The organism is Halovenus rubra (assembly GCF_026586665.1).
In the GTDB taxonomy this organism is placed as follows: Archaea; Halobacteriota; Halobacteria; order Halobacteriales; family Haloarculaceae; genus Halovenus; species Halovenus rubra.
Window position 1 is genome coordinate 354,154 of record NZ_JAODIY010000001.1, and the last position, 19,482, is coordinate 373,635.

At 55.9% G+C, this 19,482-nt stretch carries 20 protein-coding genes; 6 read left to right on the forward strand and 14 right to left on the reverse strand.

What is annotated here, in order from left to right; genetic code table 11:
• Window positions 1-3 precede the first annotated feature (3 nt).
• Genes N5098_RS01725 through N5098_RS01755 form a run of 7 tightly spaced genes read right to left on the reverse strand, consistent with a single transcriptional unit; the run spans window position 4 to window position 6,922 of the window.
• The gene (locus N5098_RS01725; RefSeq protein WP_267635952.1) at window positions 4-552 is read right to left on the reverse strand and encodes a DUF7261 family protein; all 549 of its coding nucleotides are present in this window, start codon (window positions 550-552) and stop codon (window positions 4-6) included.
• Window positions 549-968, reverse strand: coding sequence for a DUF7262 family protein (locus N5098_RS01730; RefSeq protein WP_267635953.1), 420 nt, complete (start codon window positions 966-968; stop codon window positions 549-551). Before N5098_RS01730 ends, N5098_RS01725 begins: the two co-directional genes overlap by 4 nt.
• Window positions 961-1,632 carry a DUF7263 family protein gene (locus N5098_RS01735; RefSeq protein WP_267635954.1) on the reverse strand — a complete coding sequence of 224 codons (672 nt, stop codon included), beginning with the start codon at window positions 1,630-1,632 and terminating at the stop codon, window positions 961-963. Before N5098_RS01735 ends, N5098_RS01730 begins: the two co-directional genes overlap by 8 nt.
• On the reverse strand, window positions 1,629-2,096 hold the full coding sequence (locus N5098_RS01740; protein WP_267635955.1) for a DUF7266 family protein: 468 nt from the start codon (window positions 2,094-2,096) through the stop codon (window positions 1,629-1,631). The genes N5098_RS01735 and N5098_RS01740 overlap by 4 nt, the downstream gene beginning before the upstream one ends.
• Window positions 2,089-2,802 (reverse strand): DUF7289 family protein, encoded by a 714-nt coding sequence (locus N5098_RS01745; protein ID WP_267635956.1) that lies wholly within the window; start codon window positions 2,800-2,802, stop codon window positions 2,089-2,091. The genes N5098_RS01740 and N5098_RS01745 overlap by 8 nt, the downstream gene beginning before the upstream one ends.
• Window positions 2,802-4,697, reverse strand: coding sequence for a type II secretion system F family protein (locus N5098_RS01750; protein WP_267635957.1), 1,896 nt, complete (start codon window positions 4,695-4,697; stop codon window positions 2,802-2,804). Before N5098_RS01750 ends, N5098_RS01745 begins: the two co-directional genes overlap by 1 nt.
• A complete protein-coding gene (locus tag N5098_RS01755) occupies window positions 4,694-6,922 on the reverse strand; it encodes a type II/IV secretion system ATPase subunit (RefSeq protein WP_267635958.1) in 2,229 nt (742 codons plus the stop codon). Before N5098_RS01755 ends, N5098_RS01750 begins: the two co-directional genes overlap by 4 nt.
• A gap of 134 nt (window positions 6,923-7,056) precedes the next feature.
• Here N5098_RS01755 and N5098_RS01760 point away from each other — a divergent pair, with 134 nt between their 5' ends.
• Both N5098_RS01760 and N5098_RS01765 read left to right on the forward strand, forming a co-directional pair.
• On the forward strand, window positions 7,057-8,310 hold the full coding sequence (locus tag N5098_RS01760; protein WP_267635959.1) for a M20 family metallo-hydrolase: 1,254 nt from the start codon (window positions 7,057-7,059) through the stop codon (window positions 8,308-8,310).
• Between the two features lie 72 nt (window positions 8,311-8,382).
• A complete protein-coding gene (locus tag N5098_RS01765; protein WP_267635960.1) occupies window positions 8,383-8,847 on the forward strand; it encodes a CopD family protein in 465 nt (154 codons plus the stop codon).
• 10 nt (window positions 8,848-8,857) lie between these two features.
• Here N5098_RS01765 and N5098_RS01770 read toward each other — a convergent pair whose 3' ends face one another.
• Both N5098_RS01770 and N5098_RS01775 read right to left on the reverse strand, forming a co-directional pair.
• Window positions 8,858-9,151, reverse strand: a complete 294-nt coding sequence (locus N5098_RS01770) for a DUF7521 family protein (RefSeq protein ID WP_267635961.1) — start codon at window positions 9,149-9,151, stop codon at window positions 8,858-8,860.
• Entirely contained in the window at window positions 9,148-9,522 is a 375-nt protein-coding gene (locus N5098_RS01775; protein ID WP_267635962.1) for a winged helix-turn-helix domain-containing protein, read from the reverse strand. The genes N5098_RS01770 and N5098_RS01775 overlap by 4 nt, the downstream gene beginning before the upstream one ends.
• Before the next feature lie 151 nt (window positions 9,523-9,673).
• Between N5098_RS01775 and N5098_RS01780 the strand changes: the two genes are divergently transcribed.
• From N5098_RS01780 to N5098_RS01790, 3 genes are all read left to right on the forward strand, one after another.
• On the forward strand, window positions 9,674-10,765 hold the full coding sequence (locus tag N5098_RS01780; RefSeq protein WP_267636078.1) for an asparagine synthase C-terminal domain-containing protein: 1,092 nt from the start codon (window positions 9,674-9,676) through the stop codon (window positions 10,763-10,765).
• Between the two features lie 406 nt (window positions 10,766-11,171).
• Window positions 11,172-11,447, forward strand: a complete 276-nt coding sequence (locus tag N5098_RS01785) for a PadR family transcriptional regulator (protein WP_267635963.1) — start codon at window positions 11,172-11,174, stop codon at window positions 11,445-11,447.
• Between the two features lie 177 nt (window positions 11,448-11,624).
• Window positions 11,625-12,968: a class-III pyridoxal-phosphate-dependent aminotransferase gene (locus tag N5098_RS01790; RefSeq protein ID WP_267635964.1), complete on the forward strand. Its 1,344-nt coding sequence runs from the start codon at window positions 11,625-11,627 to the stop codon at window positions 12,966-12,968.
• A 36-nt stretch (window positions 12,969-13,004) separates the two neighbouring features.
• Here the strand turns inward: N5098_RS01790 and N5098_RS01795 are convergent, their stop codons facing one another.
• The gene (locus N5098_RS01795) at window positions 13,005-13,469 is read right to left on the reverse strand and encodes a high-potential iron-sulfur protein (RefSeq protein ID WP_267635965.1); all 465 of its coding nucleotides are present in this window, start codon (window positions 13,467-13,469) and stop codon (window positions 13,005-13,007) included.
• An 83-nt stretch (window positions 13,470-13,552) separates the two neighbouring features.
• A complete protein-coding gene (locus N5098_RS01800; RefSeq protein WP_267635966.1) occupies window positions 13,553-14,341 on the reverse strand; it encodes a TSUP family transporter in 789 nt (262 codons plus the stop codon).
• Window positions 14,342-14,467: 126 nt separating this feature from the next.
• Here N5098_RS01800 and coaBC point away from each other — a divergent pair, with 126 nt between their 5' ends.
• The gene (gene coaBC, locus N5098_RS01805) at window positions 14,468-15,625 is read left to right on the forward strand and encodes a bifunctional phosphopantothenoylcysteine decarboxylase/phosphopantothenate--cysteine ligase CoaBC (protein WP_267635967.1); all 1,158 of its coding nucleotides are present in this window, start codon (window positions 14,468-14,470) and stop codon (window positions 15,623-15,625) included.
• A 39-nt stretch (window positions 15,626-15,664) separates the two neighbouring features.
• Here coaBC and N5098_RS01810 read toward each other — a convergent pair whose 3' ends face one another.
• The 3 genes from N5098_RS01810 to N5098_RS01820 form a co-directional block, all read right to left on the reverse strand.
• Window positions 15,665-17,062: a PAS domain S-box protein gene (locus tag N5098_RS01810; protein ID WP_267635968.1), complete on the reverse strand. Its 1,398-nt coding sequence runs from the start codon at window positions 17,060-17,062 to the stop codon at window positions 15,665-15,667.
• A gap of 102 nt (window positions 17,063-17,164) precedes the next feature.
• Complete coding sequence (locus tag N5098_RS01815) at window positions 17,165-17,470, reverse strand: hypothetical protein (RefSeq protein WP_267635969.1); 306 nt, start codon at window positions 17,468-17,470, stop codon at window positions 17,165-17,167.
• Window positions 17,471-17,535: 65 nt separating this feature from the next.
• Window positions 17,536-19,254 (reverse strand): ammonium transporter, encoded by a 1,719-nt coding sequence (locus N5098_RS01820; RefSeq protein ID WP_267635971.1) that lies wholly within the window; start codon window positions 19,252-19,254, stop codon window positions 17,536-17,538.
• Between the last annotated feature and the right edge of the window lie 228 nt (window positions 19,255-19,482).

The window sequence follows — 19,482 nt, forward strand, 5'->3', positions numbered from 1 at the left end:
TGCTTACGCGTCATCATATTTTGCCTGTGGCTTAATGACAACTGTCACGGCCGTTTCGCCGTTGGGTGTCGTAATCATAATATCAAACGCCGCAGCGAGAACATGAGTTCGGCCAGTCCGGTTCTGTACTGCTATGCCCCCGATGGTTTCACACGTCCCAAACTGCCTGTTCGGACCGGCGGGACAGTTCGCACTTTCCCAGTGGGCGGTACGGGTGTCGTTGAGCGTGATGTGATAGAGGTGCCCAGCACCCAGACGGCTCGTCTCCAGTTGGTCGCTCGTGGCGTTCAACTCATCGCGAACGGCTTGCGCTGCTGTATCACGGTCGGACCAGTGGAACATATTGGGGACGTCCGTGGCTGTCTTATCTATAATCCGTTCGAGCACCGCCTCGATTTGTGATGCTGGGCGTTGCTCTACTGTCTGTACATCCTCGTTGTAGCCGAGCTGAAGGTACGCGACGCCAAGCGCAACGAGCACCAGTGTCAGTGCTAGTGCGGCAATGAGGACAAGCTGTCCCCGACTGTCGCCAGACTGTACGCCGCTAATCATACATACCACACCCGCAGGGTAACCTCTCCGTTGGTCGTTAGTACTGTCTCTGTGCCTGTCGGTACATCTCCCGGTAGTGGATGACCGGCGGTCCCGTAGGCCGTCTCGACACGGAACATCACATTGTCTGGAAGTATCCGCTCAACTCGGCGCTCAAGCTCCACACGTTCGCGGGAGAACGACGACGCTGACGCGACAATTTCGGCGAGTCGTGTCTGGTCTTGGTGTCGTGGCGGTTCATTTGACAACAGCGTCGCTGCATCAGCGGCATAGATATCAAGCTGTGCCTGTGCGTCGGCACTTTTCGCGCCCGGAACGCCAAGCGCGAACGTAAAAATAACACTCACTACTAGCAACACTCCAAGTGTTGCCTCCAAAACAGTAACCGACGCCTGTGCTCTCTTGGATCTACGCATCGACACTCACCCGTAACGTGGCTTTTGTCGTCGCTGGCGGAGCGTATGTAATCTCAACACTCCCAGCATCAAGCACGCCCGTTGCTTCGAACCGAAACGTCGTGGTCTGGTACGACGAGAGTGTCACGTCAAATGTCCCTTTCAGCCCTGAACTGTTCGAGAGGAGGACATGGCCGTTTGCCGTAACGTGTTCAACGGTCGTCTCTAATGGCGGGTCGATATGCAGTGTCGCATTTGACGCCCGTCGAGGGAGTGTGACCGCTTGACGTCTGTTGAACGTGGGCCGAAGCGTTTCGACTGTTCGACGCTCAACAAGCACAATTCGCTCGATTGTTGTGCCTTTTTCAGTGTTTCCTGTCTGGATGATTGGTTTCTGACCAAGGCTGATTGCTACATCGCTGTCATCGGGGATGTTGTAGGTCTCATACAGGATTGTCTCGTTAAGCATTGCAACTGCTTTGGCCGACAGGACGTTCTCTCGGTGTGTCTGTTTTGCACGCTCATCCACAAGTCGCTCTGAAAGTGTGACTGCGGTCTGGCGCTCCAACGACTCCCGCTCGGCTGACGCCACCGACCCGTCGGCGAGTACGACGCCGGCGACGACAGTCCCCGTTAGCAACACGAACGCGATACCAAGAGCAACGAGTTCTGTCTGTGCTCTCACGACTGTTCCTCCTTGATGCTTAGTTTCCGATTAGCTGACTGCCCGCTGACTGTGATGACGAACGTGCCAGCGTTGACGCTATTATTCTGTGGCGTGACGCTTGGCGGGAGCGAGAGTTGGGTTTTTGTTTCGATTGCTGGATTGGAGTGGTCGAGACGGAGGCTATTCGTCCCGTTCGAGAGAACGAGCCGGTACTCCTCGTTTGCTATCGTTTTGGGTAGCATAACCGTCGTTTGTCTTTTGACTGTCCCTGGCACCGCCGGTGGTGCACGCTCGAGTTCGCCTGCTGCCGTCGCAAGCACTCGCTCACCAAGTTCTGCCCCGGTTCGATTTTGGTATTCTGGGACGACCCCACCGAACAACACCGTGGTCATCCCGGCGATGTAGAGCACTGTCAGCCCGATTGCAAGCGTTTTGCTGACAACAGGCGTTACCCCACGATTCGCCGCTGAAAACTCACCCATCGTTGACCTCCAGAGCGAGGTCGTGGACAACCAGATAGCCGGTCCGTTCGAGTGGGAACGTGGCGACTACACTCCCGTGTTCGTCGCCAGAGAACGTCCGCCGAGTTGTCGTCGCGTTCAGTGTCTCGAAGTACCGCTCCAACGGCCCGGGTGTTTGCGTCTCGATTGCAACCGAAAAGTTCCCTCGACCGAGAGATGTCCGGCTATGGCTGATATTGGATTGAAGCGTCACTGTCACCCCACCCTGGCCACCAACGGTCGTATACCCTGCTCCAAGCACTGGCGCGCCGATAACCAGTACTTCGTTCGACTCGGAGCTCGTTATTGGTGGTTTACTTTCGAGCCACGCACTCGCTCCTGCTCCATGAACAACAGCACCCCCAACGGCGGTTACAGTTCTTTTATCCCGCTCGAATCGAAGCGCGTCGACTCCAATCTCATGAGCGAGTGTTCCGTCGATAAAAACACGCAAGCTCCGCTCGACTGTTGTGAGACTTCCTTCTGTAAAGCTCACGCGGTCCGTGTATACACCGGTTCGATCGACGACACCCACGGCCTCAGACAAGTCACCAGCCACACGAGCGCCATCTGCGTTCGACGACTGTGAGTCGATGACGGTTCCGACGCCAACGGTAAGTGTCCCCAGAGCGATAACGCCAAAGCCCAGGATGAGGACGAACCCGACAACATGTGATTGACCACGCATCAGACTACCCCCAGTCCAGTGAAGACGACGTAGGTGATGACGACGAGCAGCCCTGAGTGGAGGAGTGCTTCGTACTTACCTCGGCTTGCCATGCCAGCGAACCAGCCACACGCGAGGACGGTCGCCTGCGTCACAAAATAGAACCGCTCACGATCCCGCGGTGGGTCGATGGCATTCGGATCAAGCGAGGTCCCGCTGGTCGACCCAGCGACACTCGAAAGCTGAGAGAAGCCGTCGAGTACTGTCGCGTTGACTGCAACGACCACTCCAACCACGAGCAAGGCGGTTGTCCAGCCTACCGCCACGTAGACCATCAGCCGCGATCGGAGTTCTTTCCGTTCGTGATATAGCCGCCCAATTTCGGTTTCCAGTGTCTCAAAGACTTTCTCGGTGTTACTACCTGCCGAGAGTGCACCGACAACGAGACCAACCGTCTGGGAGGCCAGCGGCGTCCCAACCTGGCCAACGAACCGGTCAAGTGCTGCTGCTCGCACGTCATCTGTTTCGTCGACCGCCGTTGTCAGGCTCAGATTGAACGCCAGTGCTTCCACATCGGGCTGGAGCGGCCCGAAGTCGACATCTTCTGCAACTCGATTGACTGCAGCAGGGAACGGCATCCCGAGGCTGACGTGACCCGACACTGCGTGAATAAAATCCTGTATCTCTCTATCTTTCGCGTCGTCGACGCGTGCCCGTCTGCTGGCGACGATGCCGACTGGTACTCCGTAGACGGCATACCCGAGTAACAACACGTTGATTGGGCTGTACCCGAGTGCGAAAAGGAAGCCACCGGCAACACACGCTGGCAAGACTAACACGACAGCTGCACTGGCCGGGTTGCTGTGGGTTGTCGAAAAAACTTTCCGGACGGTTGCTGGACGTTGATAGGTTGGAATTGCTTGGTCGGTTGGCCGCAACGAGGCGACGGTCAGTGCTGTTGCTAAGCCGATGAGCAACACGAATGCCACGCTGGCATACACGAGCAACCCTCGGTAAGTTGTTGCCCCGAGTGGTGTCGAAACCGACGCTGTGAGCTCCGGTGAGAAGACGCTTACCACGGTCAAAATAAGGACGGCGAGTGCCGGAAAGACGAGCATCACCACAAATACCTCGGCGAGTAGTTCCATATATCCGCTGGCGCGCTGGTGTGCTCGCTCTTGGCGCTGCGAGAGCAGTCGCCCCTCCATTTCTAGATATCCCTCTAATGAGTCACGGCTTTGACTGGCGTGTTCCCGGAACTTCAGTAAAAAGGGCGCGAGCACGTCGCGTGACGGTGTATCCCGTGCGACCATCGTGAGGCCTTCGTTCAAATTCCCTGTCAAGGCTGCCTTGTTCAGGACCTGCTGAAAGGAATCAGCAGTTGCTCCGTACGCGTTCTGGCTAGCGATTCGCTGTAGCATCTCGCGCTGGTCGTTACTTCCCGAGGCAAGCACCCGAAGATATCTGACTGCGCCCGGCAGCGTCCGCTCGATATCCGCTTTCCGAGCTGCTGCGACACGCCCGAGATAGAACCGGCCGGCTCTAATGACAAGCCACCGTGTGGCTGCTCCGGTGAGACTTGCAAGCACCGCTGCGATGTAGAAACGTGGTGGCCTAGGTAGCTGATTGACGACCGGGACACCATCCCGAACGAATTCTAGTAATCTCGTTGTGACTGTGTTGGGAACCAATAATGTCGTGATGAACAGACCAACTACAGCCAACAGTGCGGTCGCCCAAGCGAGACCGTAAATACGCGCGATGTAGAGGTCGAAACTTGTTTCGAGTCCTGTTGCCCGGTATCGTTGTCTGTCGGCCGTATGTGCCTGCTCGTCGGCGTGACGGGAAAACAGAGCATACAGTCCCTTGTCAACTTTCCCCAAACTGTCGTGGTAGCTCTCTGCTGACCCAGTCATCTGTCGTCTCCTGAGTCGCTCTGTTCGTCGTCTGATTCTGCCACAGTCGCATGTCGCGAGAGACGCTCGACGGTCGCAGCTTCGTTCGTCTGTAGGTCGGCCAACAGCTCGAAGATACTCTCGAAATCGTCGATACCCTCCTGTACCATATGTTTCACGTATCGGTGTTTCCGTTGGAACTCCGCCCATACTTCGTCGGTTGGCTGGTCAGTTAGCTTCCCAATACGATTGAAGGTTGTTTCCGCGCCATCGTCGCGGTCCCATGCAACACTAAACTCACCTGTCTGGTCGCGTTCGATGACTGTGTTCCAGTAGATTGTGGTGTCGCGTTTCTCGATAACACCGGATATCGCAGTGTCGTCGAGTTGTTGATACGAGCGTTCGTCAAGCAATTCAACAACCTCTCCGACGTAGCGTTCTCCATCGATACGTCGCGGAAAGATAACGAGATCAATTTCACGGAGCAGGTACGGCGGGAGCCCTTGCTCGATAATTCTGTTCACCAGCGTCTCGATATCACCGGCGTGAGTCGTTCCGATAAGTCCATGGCCTGTATTAATACTCTCAGCAAAGGTCTCGAAACTCTCCTCGGTATTCACCTCGGCAATGACCTCGATATCCGGGTTCAAGTAGTTGCATTCAGTCATCAGGTCGGCCATCGTGACCTGCTTGTGCTCGTTTTCGTGCTCACGTGTCGTGAGTGAGACCCCTGTCTCGTGAGGCAACCGTACTTCTCGGGACCCCTCGTCGATGCTGATTGGCCGATCTTCGAACCTGATGAACGGCATATGAGCATTCATCAGTGTTGTTTTACCAACACCTGTCGGACCTGAGAACAGCACGACACCGTGGTGTTCGTAGTAGAGCCAAAGCAGTGCGACCAGTTCGGTGGGGAGACTCCCGCTCTCGACGAGGTCAACCGGCGTCAACACGTCGGCTGATTGTTTTCGAATTGAGATGTGGGGTCCGTTCTCGCTGATTGTCGGGAGTGCAACCGCACACCGAATTGTCTCGTCGATACCCGGCGGGCTCAGGTTGACTTTCGCACTTGGCGTACTTGAACTGAGCTCCGTCCCGTCGCTGGCTGCGAGCTGTGTCACAACATTCACGAACGTTTGCTCATCTTCAAACCGAAGGTTGGTCGGGATGCGCTTGGCGTCAGCGTCCCGAGGAACTACCTTAATCCGCTCGTCGACGCGGTTTGCCTCGATATCTTCGAGTGTTGGGTCACGAATCGGGACAGTAAGCTGCCCGTAGCCGACGTAATCCCGGAGAACGTAGTATATGAGGTCATCAAGCCTGTCATCGGCGAACTTGCGCTCGACTGGAGGGACGACAAGGTCATACTCGGCGAGTGCTGAACGCACGCGATAGGCCAGTGCATCGGCCCACGCTCGCGTGTTCCGCCGGTGGAGACGACGCGAAAGGATTGACTCGGCACGCTGGCGGACAAACGTTCCTTTGTCTTCGATAATGCCGTCGACAGATGTCTCCCAGAGGCGCTCTTTGCACTCTGTGATGAGGTCTTCATCGCCCGGTAGCAGGTCTGGTTCGCGGACGGCATACTTTGTTTCGAACGGGTCCCGGCCCAGTACGTTCTCACGGTATCGGATGACTGGAATCTCGAAGCCATGAAAAGAGACGGTGTACTGCGCCAAGCGTTCGCTCGCAAACCGCTCGATAAAGGGTGGGTCTGCCGGGAGTTCAGTCGCCGCTGGCGCGTAGTTTTCGGTGTGAACAACGAGGCCTGACTCGTCGGCGTCGGCGACCTCAATGCGGTCGTCAAGTGCGTACGGTGTCAACTCGCCAAGACAGGCAAGCGAAGCAAGGGCGTGATAGCTGATGCGTCGTTGAGTGGGCGTCGAGCCATCAACCAGCCGCTGAACTATGCGCTCGTGTTTTGGAGCGAACCCATCCTCCATCACTTCAGCTGCCCCTTGGCGCGTTTGCGGGCGCTCAAGATGCGCATCAGCGAAGTGGCGCTTGACTTCCTCCAACTGCTGGCGGTCCTGTTCCGTGAGTGTTGGCTCGCGTATCTGGTAGTCAAATGCACCTCCACGTTTGGTCATTGTCACGACGACGCCAGGGTGTATCTCGTATTGAGCCTGTATTTTCTTAGCGTACCACGCTTCTGGGTCGTCCGGTGGGAGCGGAGGCGGCACCACTACGCCCCCTGTCGTGCCCCCTTCCGGTCCCTCCGTGACTTCGAGACGCACGTCGGTCATAGTTCTCGTTGGTGGCGCTTTCCCTCTTAAATCTTAGCAATAATTCAATATTGTATATTGAAAAGAATAATATTGGCCAAGCAGTGTCCGGCGTGGACTCCAAAGTCTATGTTGGTCGAGTGCCAATTCAACCCATGGAGGTCGACGAGAGACGACTTCGAGAAAACATGCTCACCAATGGTGAGTTCGGAGCAGTAGCCAGCGAGGGCCATGGACGAACAGTGCTGACAGGCTCTGAGGCCGATAAACGGGCTCGTGAGCACTTGGTGACGAAGATGCACGGTCTCGATATGGCGGTCAGAGTCGACGTTGTCGGAAACATTGTCGGCCGGTGGACTCCCGATAGCGCTGATCCCGGGGCCGCGCCGGTCGCGGCTGGCAGCCACCTTGATTCGGTACCAGAGGGCGGCATCTTCGACGGGCTGCTGGGAATTTACGGCGCGCTCGAAGCGGTCCGAGCGATACAGGAGTCCGACCGCAAACCAGAGCACCCGCTCGAAGTCGTCTCGTTCACTGAGGAAGAAGGAACTCGGTTTGGCGTCGGTTTGCTTGGCTCCTCGGTCGCAACTGGGCAGAGAAACACCGATGAGGCGCTTTCGCTCACCGATGACAGTGGGACAACCCTTGAAACGCATCTGGAGAGTATTGGCTTTCGGGGTGAAAACCGACTCGACGCGTCCGCGTGGGATGCGTGGCTTGAACTTCACCCAGAGCAGTCAACCCAACTGGAGAACGCGGGCTATCAGGCCGGTGTTGTTTCGGCGATTACCGGCCTCAGACGGTATGGCGTCGAATTCGGCGGCGAGGCGAACCACGCTGGCGGTGTGCGGATGGGAGACCGAAGCGACGCGTTTGTCGCGGCTTCGACGTTCGTTACGGATATCAACCGCGCTGCACGCGATGTCGTCGCGGATGGACACGACTTCGCTGTGGCAACTGTGGGGAGCGCTGCGGTTGAGCCAAATGCGTCAAACGTTGTTCCCCGCCGTGTTGAACTTGGACTCGACATTCGGGATACCAACACAGAGACGATAAAAGAACTGGTCAGGCGCGCTCAACAGAGTCTTGCTCGCATCGAGCAAGAGTACGGGGTCGAGACACAGCTTACCAAGCGCCACATGATTGACCCAGCCGAGATGAGTGACCGCTGTCGAGGGGCTATCGAAGCGGCAGGCACCGAACATGGTGTCGAGACACTGGCAGTTCGATCCGGTGGTGGACACGATACGATGAACGTTGCCCGAGTAACAGATGCTGGACTGTTGTTTACCCCATCACAGGATGGCATCTCCCACTCGCCAGCAGAGTGGACTGACTGGGAAGATTGTGCCACCTGTACCCGGATGCTGGCAGAGGCACTTGCCGACCTCGCAGGTGCCGGGCACTGAGATTGATTCTCTGTCGGTCGGTGTCACGCAGGAATCGAACGACCTATTGGATTCCCCTCAAAACCGCGGGATATGGAACCAATCGAAATAGCTGCATGGGTCTTTCACTCACTGTTTTCGAGTGTCTGGACCGGGAGCGTGCTCTTTCTTACGCTCGCGGTGTTGCCACTTGCTCGCAATGGAACCCTCAATGCCACGCCACTAGAGTCTGTTGCACGGAAAATCAAGCTAATTTCTCGGACGTGTGCCGTAGTGTTGTTACTCACTGGCGGACATATGGCCGGACAGCAATACACCAGTGAAAGCCTCTTCGAAACCAAGAGCGGCTGGCTCGTGCTTGCGATGGTTACGTTCTGGTTTTTCCTGATGACGACCGTCGAAATTGGCGGGGCAAAACTTACTGACGGGACCGAGCGTGACAAGGTGCGCGAACCAGCTAACAACGCCCGACCGTTCTTCCTGACCGCGTCGTTACTTGCTGTCCTGTTGCTCGTCACGGCAGGCCTTATTTCGGCGCAAAATCTTGGCTACCTGTAGCTCAGTGTCTTCATGGTCTCGTTGTATACAGTGAGTACACAATGATGAGAAAGCCAAACGCAAGCAGCGCATTCTCGATGAGCAGGCCTGTCCGGAAGCCAGCGTCCAGTACCTGGTCGATAACGCCGGCGACAAAGGTCCCAAGCGTAATAATCCCAAAGCCAAGCGAGAGCGCACCGAGTGAGCGCGACCGCGTCCGGCGGTAGGCTTTGTATGCCAAGTACGTGATAAGGCTGCCAAGAACGAGCGCGAGTGTCTTGAACCCGATTATGAGTGTCGTAACAGTGATTTCGTAGGAGCTCATGTTTCCTTTCGAACCTCCGACCAGAGTTCTGCGAGACGTTCGTCGGCACTCCGGGGCTGCCCTGAGACCGCTACCTCGAACTCGTTGTCTTCCGAGAGCACGATTGCGACCTCCTCAAATGAGACCACGTACTGACTCGCGTGTTGGCCGTCAGACCGAATCTCGACTCCCTCTTCGATCAAGGAAGCGTCAGTCAGTTTATCGACTTTCCGGTATGTCGTCGACAGTGGTATGTCTGTTGCTTCGGCTATCTCGTCGGCGGTCATCGGCTCTGTCAGGACAGCGACGATTTTCCGGCAGTCCTCATCGTGTAACGCCTCAAGGATGGACTCTAGCTCCGGGTTATCGTCCGCGAGCGGATCACGGACCATCTGTGTTGTAGTTTGGGGCGACGGGTTTAAGTCTTAAGTGGAACCAGTTCGGCAGCCGGCATCCGGTTTGGGTCAACACTGTGACCCAAAGCGCACAGACCGGGCTACTTTTGACTCTCTTCGCCAAACCGAAGCGTACGCTGAGATTGCGATGACAGTTACTGGCACGACGACTGAGACAGTCAAGCAAGCGCTCGAAACGAATGAGCCTCTTCCCGGTACGGGTGGGTTCGCTGGCAAAGTAGATGACCGACTCGTCCGTGATGTGCTCGGTCGCTATCCACTCTTTTTTACTCCTGACCGTCCGACTGCATGGAGTCACGACCCGCGTGACCTCGATGAAGCAGTCCGCCTTCCTGCAGGCTCGGTTCGTGAGAACGGAGAGACAAGCAAACTGTGGACACTGCCTGACCCCGACCCGGTCGAGAAGGCTAAGGGTCTCGATTGGCTCCGTACTGCCCTCGAACGGACGATTGCCTCTGTCGATACCTCGGGCCTTGCAGTCGCATTCTCGGGTGGTGTCGACTCGGCGCTTTTGGCGTCGGCACTCGACGTCCCATTGTATACGGTCGGCTTTCCCGAAAGCCACGATATCGAGGCGGCCCGGTCGGCGGCAGCGCTCCTCGATGCTGACCTCACTGTCCTCGAACTCGACCACGAGACACTCGAAGCTGCCGTCCCCAGAGTTGCGACCGCAATCGGGCGAACAAATGCAATGGATGTGCAAATTTCCCTGCCGCTGTTTGTCCTCGCAAAACACTGCGCCACGGAGGGTGTCGACCGACTCGCACTGGGACAGGGTGCTGACGAGCTATTTGGTGGGTACGAAAAAGTCGCGCGTGCGCCCGATGACCCACGAGTTACAGCCGAAACTGTCGCTGGCGCTCGGCGTGAACTTGTCGGTACACTTCCCGACCAGCTCGAACGTGATTGGCTTGCCGTCACCGCCGGTGGTGTCGACCCTGTTGTTCCGTTTCTCCATGACCGAGTTGTTGCAGCCGCACTGACTCTCCCCGGCGACTCACTCGTGACAGAGGCGGGCACACGAAAGTGGGCGCTTCGCCGCGTTGCGGAGCAATGGCTTCCTGACGAAATTGCGTTCCGTGACAAGAAAGCACTGCAGTATGGCAGTCTCGTTTCCCGTGAACTCGACCGGATCGCTCGACAGGCCGGGTTCAAGCGACGCATGGACAATCACGTCACGCAGTACATTGAACACATGCTCGACACATACGAAACGTAGCTGGCGCTGCCCTGCTTTACTGAACCCGACGACTGTCTGTAACATGTTGCCTGTGTGGTACTGAGTGTTTATCTGATTGGGATATTATTCGAATACATCTGATAATTGAATAGAACTGCTTGCGATTTATACTAGGCACAATATATATAGAATTCTCTCGAAAAAAGAGAAGACATACGCAACACGTTTCACTCTCTTAGCTTGTTTGAGACGATATAATTCGTCTATACGAATCAACTGTGTTTCATATTCAGTGTCTCAGTCAACGTCTTGGGCAGTATCTATTCTCTGTTATCTAATTTCTATAGATAACTCATATCATCCGTCAAATGATTACTGCAGGATGATGTATTTCAGTCGAAATATTTAAGATATTCAGACAGTAATATGTAATTGGTTAGCACGAATGTATGACCTGACAGGATTCCAGCGTGACTTGCTGTACGTCATTGCTGGACGGGAAGAACCACATGGGCTGGCAATCAAAGAAGAGTTAGAAGACTATTACGAAAAAGAGATTCACCACGGGCGTCTCTACCCGAACCTAGACACACTTGTCGAGAAGGGGCTTGTCGAGAAGGGGCAACGCGACCGCCGAACAAACTTCTACACTCTGACTCGTCGGGGCGACCGGGAAATTGAGGCACGGCGTGAGTGGGAAAAGCAGTACGTCGAAGGGTAAGAATCTCCGTCACAGGGGGCGGTCTTGAGCGATAACCCTGCGTAACACTCTACCCGTTTTTGAGGCCAATACTGTTGGTAGATAGTGTAACGAGCTGATTTACCGTCGCGGACGTGTCATGCTCACGCAATGCAAGAGATTGGCAGTACTTATATTTCTTCTCTCAAAGACACCTGTATGAACAGAGACTCTGTTGAACCGCAGGTGACTGATGTTCCCGGAGAGATTGCAGAGAGTGTTGCAGATTTTCACCACGAAAACGCTGCAAAGACGACGTACGTTTGTGAGTTTGCTTGGGACTACACTGAACCCGCTATCGGCCCATTCTGTACCGATGTCGACGGGAACGTTCTGATGGACTTCACGGGGCACGTCGGAGCGAGCCCGCTCGGGTACAACAATCCAAAAATAATGGAGAAACTCGAGGCGTTCGACCTCGTTGACCCGCTCAAGGTTGCAGGTCAGGACTTCTATCTACCGGCACAGGGGGTTCCCGAAAGTGGGGCTGCGATTCCGGGGCCAGCTGACCTGATGGACCGGCTGACCGACATTTCGGACCACTACGATATGGATACTGTCTTTCTCTCCAACAGTGGGGCAGAGGCAGTCGAGAACGCGTTGAAGATCTCTTTCGATCACACGCACGGCAAGTACACAATAACGACCCACGGCGCATTCCACGGTCGGACACTTGGAACGCTCTCGCTGAACCGCTCACGATCGAAATACCGGAGTCATTTCCCTGAAATTGATGGCGTCGAAGACATGCCTTACTGTAACAACGCCTCTTGTTCCTCGGAGACCTGTGAGTGTGGCTTTTTCTTCGACGACACATCGGTCCTGCGTGAGATGCTCGATTCGGAGACTGGCTACGTTGCTGCCGACGAGGTGGCGGCACTTATCATCGAACCGTTCCAGGGTGAGGGTGGCTACCGACCACCAAGTGAGGCGTTCATGGATGAAATTGCTGAGATGACCGAGAAACACAATCTGACGCTCATCGCCGACGAGATTCAGTCTGGGCTGGGGCGAACCGGCGAATGGTGGGCGTCGGACCACTACGCAATCGAACCGGATGTTATCTCCAGTGCAAAGGGACTGCGTGTTGGTGCGACCATTTCCCGTGAGGAAGTCTTCCCGGACAAGAAAGGACGCATCTCTTCGACTTGGGGGGCAGGGGACTTGGCAGCTTCTGCACAAGGTGTCGCTACACTTGACGCAATTGAGGAATACGACCTTCTCGACAACACCACCGAGCGTGGCCAACAGATGCAAGCCCTCATGCACGAACTGGAGATGCCCGGTGCAGTTGACGTGCGGGGCAAGGGCCTGATGCTTGCTGTCGAATTCGACTCAGAAGAGCGCCGTGATGCAATCCAAGAGGGAACATTTTCCCGTGGCCTATTGACTATCGGCTGTGGCAAGAAGACGCTTCGACTGCTGCCACCACTCGACGTGACCGAGCGCGAAATCCGCATGGCTGCGGACATCATCAACGACACCGCAAAGGCCATCGCGTAACGACTGCGCGTAGTTACCGCCGACTGTTCTTTTTCGCTACTTTCCGATTTTAGTCTGGCTCCCTCGTGCACCCGAGCCATCACGCTCTTCAAGTCCTTCGACGGGTTGCCAGAGCGCACACCAGTCCTGTGAGTAGATGCCGCCCTCGACGGCAGCACACGCACCGACTCCGGCGTCGAACTGGTTCCCTGGACAAAAGAACTGACAGTTCGCACATAGCTCGATGAACCCGCTTGCCCCGGTGTAGTTCGGGTGGAACTGGTAGCCGACATCTTCTTTCGCACTCAGTCCTTCGAGGTCCCGTTCGATGCCTTGTGTCGAGACACAGGTCTCTGCTCCATCGGGTAACGACCGGTCCCGTTGGTCGCTGAGTTGTTTGTCACCGTGGTCGCTGCCGCCTCCGCCGCCGCTGCCGAGACAGCCTGCGAGGCCCGTGAGAGAAAGTGTCCCTGTCGTTGCTAATAACCGCCGACGGCTTAGATCATCGTTATCATTTGTCATACATGGCAATATATCTATCAAGGGATAAATTATTTTGGTTCAATCGTCCCATCGCTGAGTATTTCTCTCTGTCCGACGACGACTCACCCGACGAGACCGAGTCCAGCAGCGACCAGACGGAAGCCAATAACGGTCAACAGGCCCAGTACAGCCCCACGGCGAGCACGCTCGCTGACGCGCACGCGAAACCGTTTCCCAATGGCAACCCCGACGACTGCAGGACCAGCCGCTACAACGGAGCCACCGACAATCTGTAGGTCTGGATAGAGACCGAGAACCCCGGCTGCACCAACACGAATAGCGTTGAGACCGAGAAACACCATCGCGACAACACCGACGAACAGGCCATGGGAGAGGTCACAACTGCGGACGTAAGCGACGAGTTGGACGCCGACGTTTGTCCCCCCAAAGAGGATACCCGAGAGACCGCCGACCCCGACCATCGCTGGCGTACTCTCAACGAAACAGCCCTCACGCGCGCGGCCGAGACCCGGTATCTGCACGAGGCCCTGTGCGCTCACCACGAACCCAAGCGAAACGACACCGAGCGCGAGACGAAGCGGTTTCTTCGGTAAGATATCGATGAGCCCCATACCAAGCACGGTTCCGAGGAGTGCTGCCCCCAGTAGTGGAGTGAAGCGCCGACCACAGCTCCGGAGATCATCAGCCGACAGCTCCCCCACCAACGAGAGATTGACGCCAAGTATTGGCACAATCATAAATACAACTGCCGTCGCCGGGTCGATAACCGTTGCCAGCACCATCGTTCCGACAAGAGCGAACCCAAACCCTGCAAGCCCGTTGATTGCACCCGCGACAAGAAGCAACGCTGTGAGACTAATGGCTGCTATCGGCGTTAGCGGGAGAGACACGTGGGTCCTTTACCCTGGCAGCGACAAAAACATGGTCCCGGTGGGAGCAACTCGGAGACAACCGGTCGCTTGCCTGCTTATTGAGTGAACTGGACATTTAAGTTGCCACATCACGGCAGTACGAGTATGTTGGATGGAGTCAACGTGGCGCTTGGTGTGACAGGGTCGATTGCGGCAGTCAAAACCGTCGAGTTGGCACACGAACTCCGTCGACAGGGTGCGACAGTCCGGGCAGTTACGACCGACGCGGCGACGGGTATCATCCACCCATGGTCACTGGAGTACGCGACCGATAACTCAGTTATCACCGAGATAACGGGGGCAATCGAGCACGTTGACCTCTGTGGACGGGAGGGCTGGGCGGACGTGTTACTAGTCGCACCAGCTACCGCAAACACCGTCGGAAAGATGGCTGCTGCCATCGATGATACACCCGTAACAACCTGTGCAACGACTGCTTTCGGTGCCGATATCCCTATTGTTGTTGTTCCAGCGATGCACGAACCGATGTACGACCATCCGGGTGTGCTCGACGCCCTCGACCAACTTGAAGCGTGGGGCGTCTCGTTTGTTGACCCGCGAATCGAAGAACGAAAAGCGAAGATCGCAACTGAGGACGCCATCGTCACGGCCGTCGCTCGTGAGACTGGAGAGAGTCCCCTTGATGGCCAGCGAGTTGTCGTTACCAGCGGCGCGACCACCGAGTCAATTGACCCGATTCGAACCCTCTCGAACCGGTCGTCGGGCCGGACTGGCCGCGCCGTTGCCCGCGCTTGTCGCGTTCTTGGGGCCGATGTTGTCCTCGTCCATGATGGCCCTGACGAACCGTGGGCGAAGACCGTCGATGTCGAGAGTGCTGCCGAGATGATTGACGCCGTTCAAGATCAGGTGGCTGCTGCTGACGCACTTGTCTCGGCGGCTGCTATCTCGGATTACACCGTTGACCGGAAAGATACAAAGATTCGCTCGGGGAACGAGGACCTGTCGTTAAACCTCGAACCCACGCCCAAACTTCTCGATACAGTCCGTGAGGCCCATCCCAAACTTTCGATTGTCGGGTTCAAAGCCGAGACCAATACAGACGAGGATGCACTCCTCCAGCACGCACGCGACCTGCAAGCGCGAGTCGACCTCGATTTTGTCGTTGGTAACAACGCCAGCGTCATGGGGACGACCGAGACTGAGGCACTCATTGTCGACAGTGAGGACAGCGAGACCGTTTCCGGCTCGAAACAAGACCTCGGCTTGCATATCGCCCGGCGGCTCGCTGCCGAACTGGACTAGCACACGAGAGAAACTCTGTGCAACAGCGCCTGCGCCATCTCAGGCCTCTGCCATCTCGACGCCGAGAAACTCGAAGCGAGCGCCGCCATCTGTGCCGTCCGTAATCGAAACTTCCCAGCCGTGAGCCTCGGCGATTCGTTTGACAATCGTCAAGCCGAATCCAATTCCACCGTCAGCTGACGAATGTCCGGGCTCAAATACTTCATCCCGATTCTCTTCGGGAATTCCCGGCCCGGTATCCTCGACGTAAAGTCCTCTGTCACCGATGCATCCGACCCTGACTGTGACGGTGTCACTACCGTGTTCGATAGCGTTCCGAAAGAGATTCTCGAAGACGTGCTGGAGTCGGCTCCTGTCTCCTTGTATTGTGGGTGTCTCCGGAATATCGATGGTCGCCTTGTCAGTCTCGATGGTCTTCCAGCATTTCCCAACAAGTTCCAGAAGCTGTATGGGCTCCGTGTCTGCGACGACTTGTCCCTGCTTGGCGAGCGTGAGTGTGTCCTCGATGAGTTCTTCCATCCGGTCGAGTGACCGCACCACTGGGCTGAGATGTTCGCTCTCACACTCCTCGGCGAGCAGCGTCGTCCGGGCCTGTGCGACATTGAGCGGGTTCCGAAGGTCGTGGCTGACGACGCTCGCGAACTCCTCTAATTGCTCTTTTTGCCGTCGGAGTTGTCGTTCCCGCTTGACGCGGTCAGTGACGTTCCGGGTGATGCCAACAATTTGGGCCACCTCTCCATCCCTGATAACTGGTGCAAGATGTGTTTGCCAAAATCGTCTCCCTACTTCAACAGGAAGTTCCTCTTGATACGAAATCGCCTCGCGTCCCTCGACACAGCGTCGGTAGTTGGCATTGAGGCCAGAACCCAACTCCTCACCAAATACCTGCTTGGGTGTCTTGCCCTGCATTTCCTCGGCTGAGAGCCCTGTTTGTTCCTCGTACGCCTTGTTTAGGCGCTCGAACCGAAACGTATAGCCTGCCTCTCTTGACTCGACAGCGAGGAAAAAGAGCCCTTCTTCAATATTTCTGAGAAGCGTCTTGTACTCGTCAGCGAGTCGTTCGTACTCAGCTTCCTGGTGTTTTCGCTCGGAAATATCTCGACAGTTTACCAAAATACCCTCGATATTGTCGTTTTCTAACTCGTTTTGTATTGTAGACTCGACCCACTGCCAGGAGCCGTCGGCGTGTCGAAACCTGGTTTCAACAACTCCAGTTTCCTCAGGGTTCGCTTCTATTTTCTCGATTGTGTCGGCAACCGCATCGCGGTCGTCGGGATGCTGATACTCGTATCCGACTTCACCCACTAGTTCTTCGGGGTCGTATCCGAGTGCCTGTTGTACGGATGGACTTACGTACGTAATTACCCCCGCAGAGTCGATAATCGCCGTTATATCGACAGAGTTCTCAACTAGGGTGCGATACAGGTCTTCGTCCATGCCATATGTTTTGTTCACACACGTATAAGTAAATGTATATGTGCCCAAAAGAAACCAGCAACTTCGGTTTTGAAACCGGAAAAACGGCTCAGCGAGTCAGCGTTACTCGTCGTCAATAGTCACGCCGACTGGTTCCTCTGGCGTCTCTATTTCGACCTCGTGTTCATCATCGCCACTGAGTCGCTTCACAACGGCGGCCACGATGCCGAAAAAAAGAAAAGTAGCGACGACGGCCAATGCCTTCGTCTTCCTGCCCGATGTCGAACCGGCGGCTTCGTTATCGGTATCGCGGTTGAACAAACCGGTACTCTCCTCGCTTTCTCCGTCTTCGCCCGAGCCGCCAAACTGGCTGCTGGCCGAGAATGAACTGTCCGACAGGTTGAGTTCGAGAATCGTGATGTCTACCATACGTTATGTTCGACAGGCAGCCCCTTACAGGTTATGAATACGACAGGTTCGACCGGCACTGTGGGCTAAACTGCATCAACACCCCGCTTTTCGGTCCGAATCTGGATTGCATCGGCAACCGGGAACACGAAAATCTTTCCGTCGCCAGGCTCACCAGTTCGAGCAGCGTCCGAGATGGCAGCGACGACATCTGTCGTTGGAACCTCGGCGACGACACACTCGATTTTGACCTTCTGGTGGAGGTCAACGACGTACTCCTCGCCGCGCCACTGGCCGGTCTTGGTTGGCTGGGAACCCCGACCAGAGACATTTGTCACCGTCAGTGACGGTGCGCCAACGTCGGCCAATGCCTCCTTGACCTCGCTGAGCGTGTCCGGGCGAACAATAGCAGTCACCAGATCGATATCACTGCCACCATCAGGGTGTAGCGCCTCCGACTGGCGGCCCCCGTCGGTCGCGATGTTTGGCTCTCCGAACTCGGGGTACGTCTCGACGCCGTGTTCGCTGATATCCAGCCCGTCGCGTTCGTGGTGTTCGCTGACGCGTGCCTGTCCGATTGCTTTGAACCCGCCCCAGATACCCAGCGTCGTCAGGACAGTCCAGACTGTGATGACGGCAACGCCGATGACCTGTGGGCCAAAGGCGCTTGCCTCGATGGAGAGAACGCCACCAGCAACGATACTGTCGCCGATAGCTGTCCCGTCGACCGACCACAGCGGAAACAGGACGATACCGAGAACACCTGCACTGCCGTGGACCGGAAAGACAGCACAGACATCGTCGATTTTGAGATAGTTTTCGACGACCATGAACACAAGCGGGAGCTGGAGGCCAGCGAGCAGACCCAACGCGAGCGCACCAACTGGCGTGACGACATCTGCAACACCAGTAACGGCAACGAGCCCGGCGAGCAGGCCATTTGCCACGTACAGCGTATCGACTTTGCCGCTGATCTGGAGCGACGCTGCTGCGGCTCCGACCGCACCCATTGCCATCCCGAGTGTCGTTGCCATCGCGACCCGGCCGACGAATCCATACTCTCCAAGTACCAGTTCGCCACTGTCGACTGCAAACACTGTCGCTGCGGTCCCGACATTGAACCCATACCAGCCAAAAGCAAGAATCAGTGCCCCGAGCACTGCAAAGGTCATCGAGTGGCCGGGAATGACGTTCACGCTTCCATCGTCATTGTAGCGATCGACACGAGCGCCTAACACGTACGCAGCCGTCAGGCCAGCGATACCACCCATTCCGTGAACAACCATCCCACCAGCAAAATCGTGGAAACCGATGTCGGTCAGAATTGGCGGGTCGCCGCCACTCCAGACCATCCCCGCCACGACCGGGTAGATGACTGCAGCCAACAAGACTGTATAGGTAAGATAAGCCCGGAGCCTGGCTCTGCCGGCCACTGCACCCGAAACGATGGTCGCTGCAGTCATCGCGAACACTGCGCTGAATAGCCACATGACCCAGCCAGACCCTTCTCCGGCTCCGAACATCGTTAGCTCGGAACTCTCGCCACCGGCCACGAGCGAACCGAAGTTGTTCGCCACACCCATGCCGACGATGAAAAACACGACAACACCGATTGACCAGGTTAACATGTTTTTGGTCAACTGGTTGGCGACGTTCTTCGAACGCACCTGTCCTGACTCTAGCATTGCGAAACCAGCGTGCATAAAGAAAATAAGAAATATTGCCATGAGCGCCCACAGCATGTTCGTACCATCCGCTACTACGTTCGGGTCGATTGTGAGTATCGCTGATTCGATGAATGTCATTGTTTTCCTTATTATTGACTGTGTGTCCAACAAATCCATCAAATCGAACAATATCTCTTCTCTTATCACAGAAGATGTATCCAATACGGCAGTATATATAATTTTGTTTTAAAAGATTATTTTTAATACAGCGTCATTCGACATTCAGTCGATATTTAGCAGAATATTACCGATATAAGGTTGTACTTTCTTCACTTTCGACACGCTTGTGAGACAAATAATTTGACA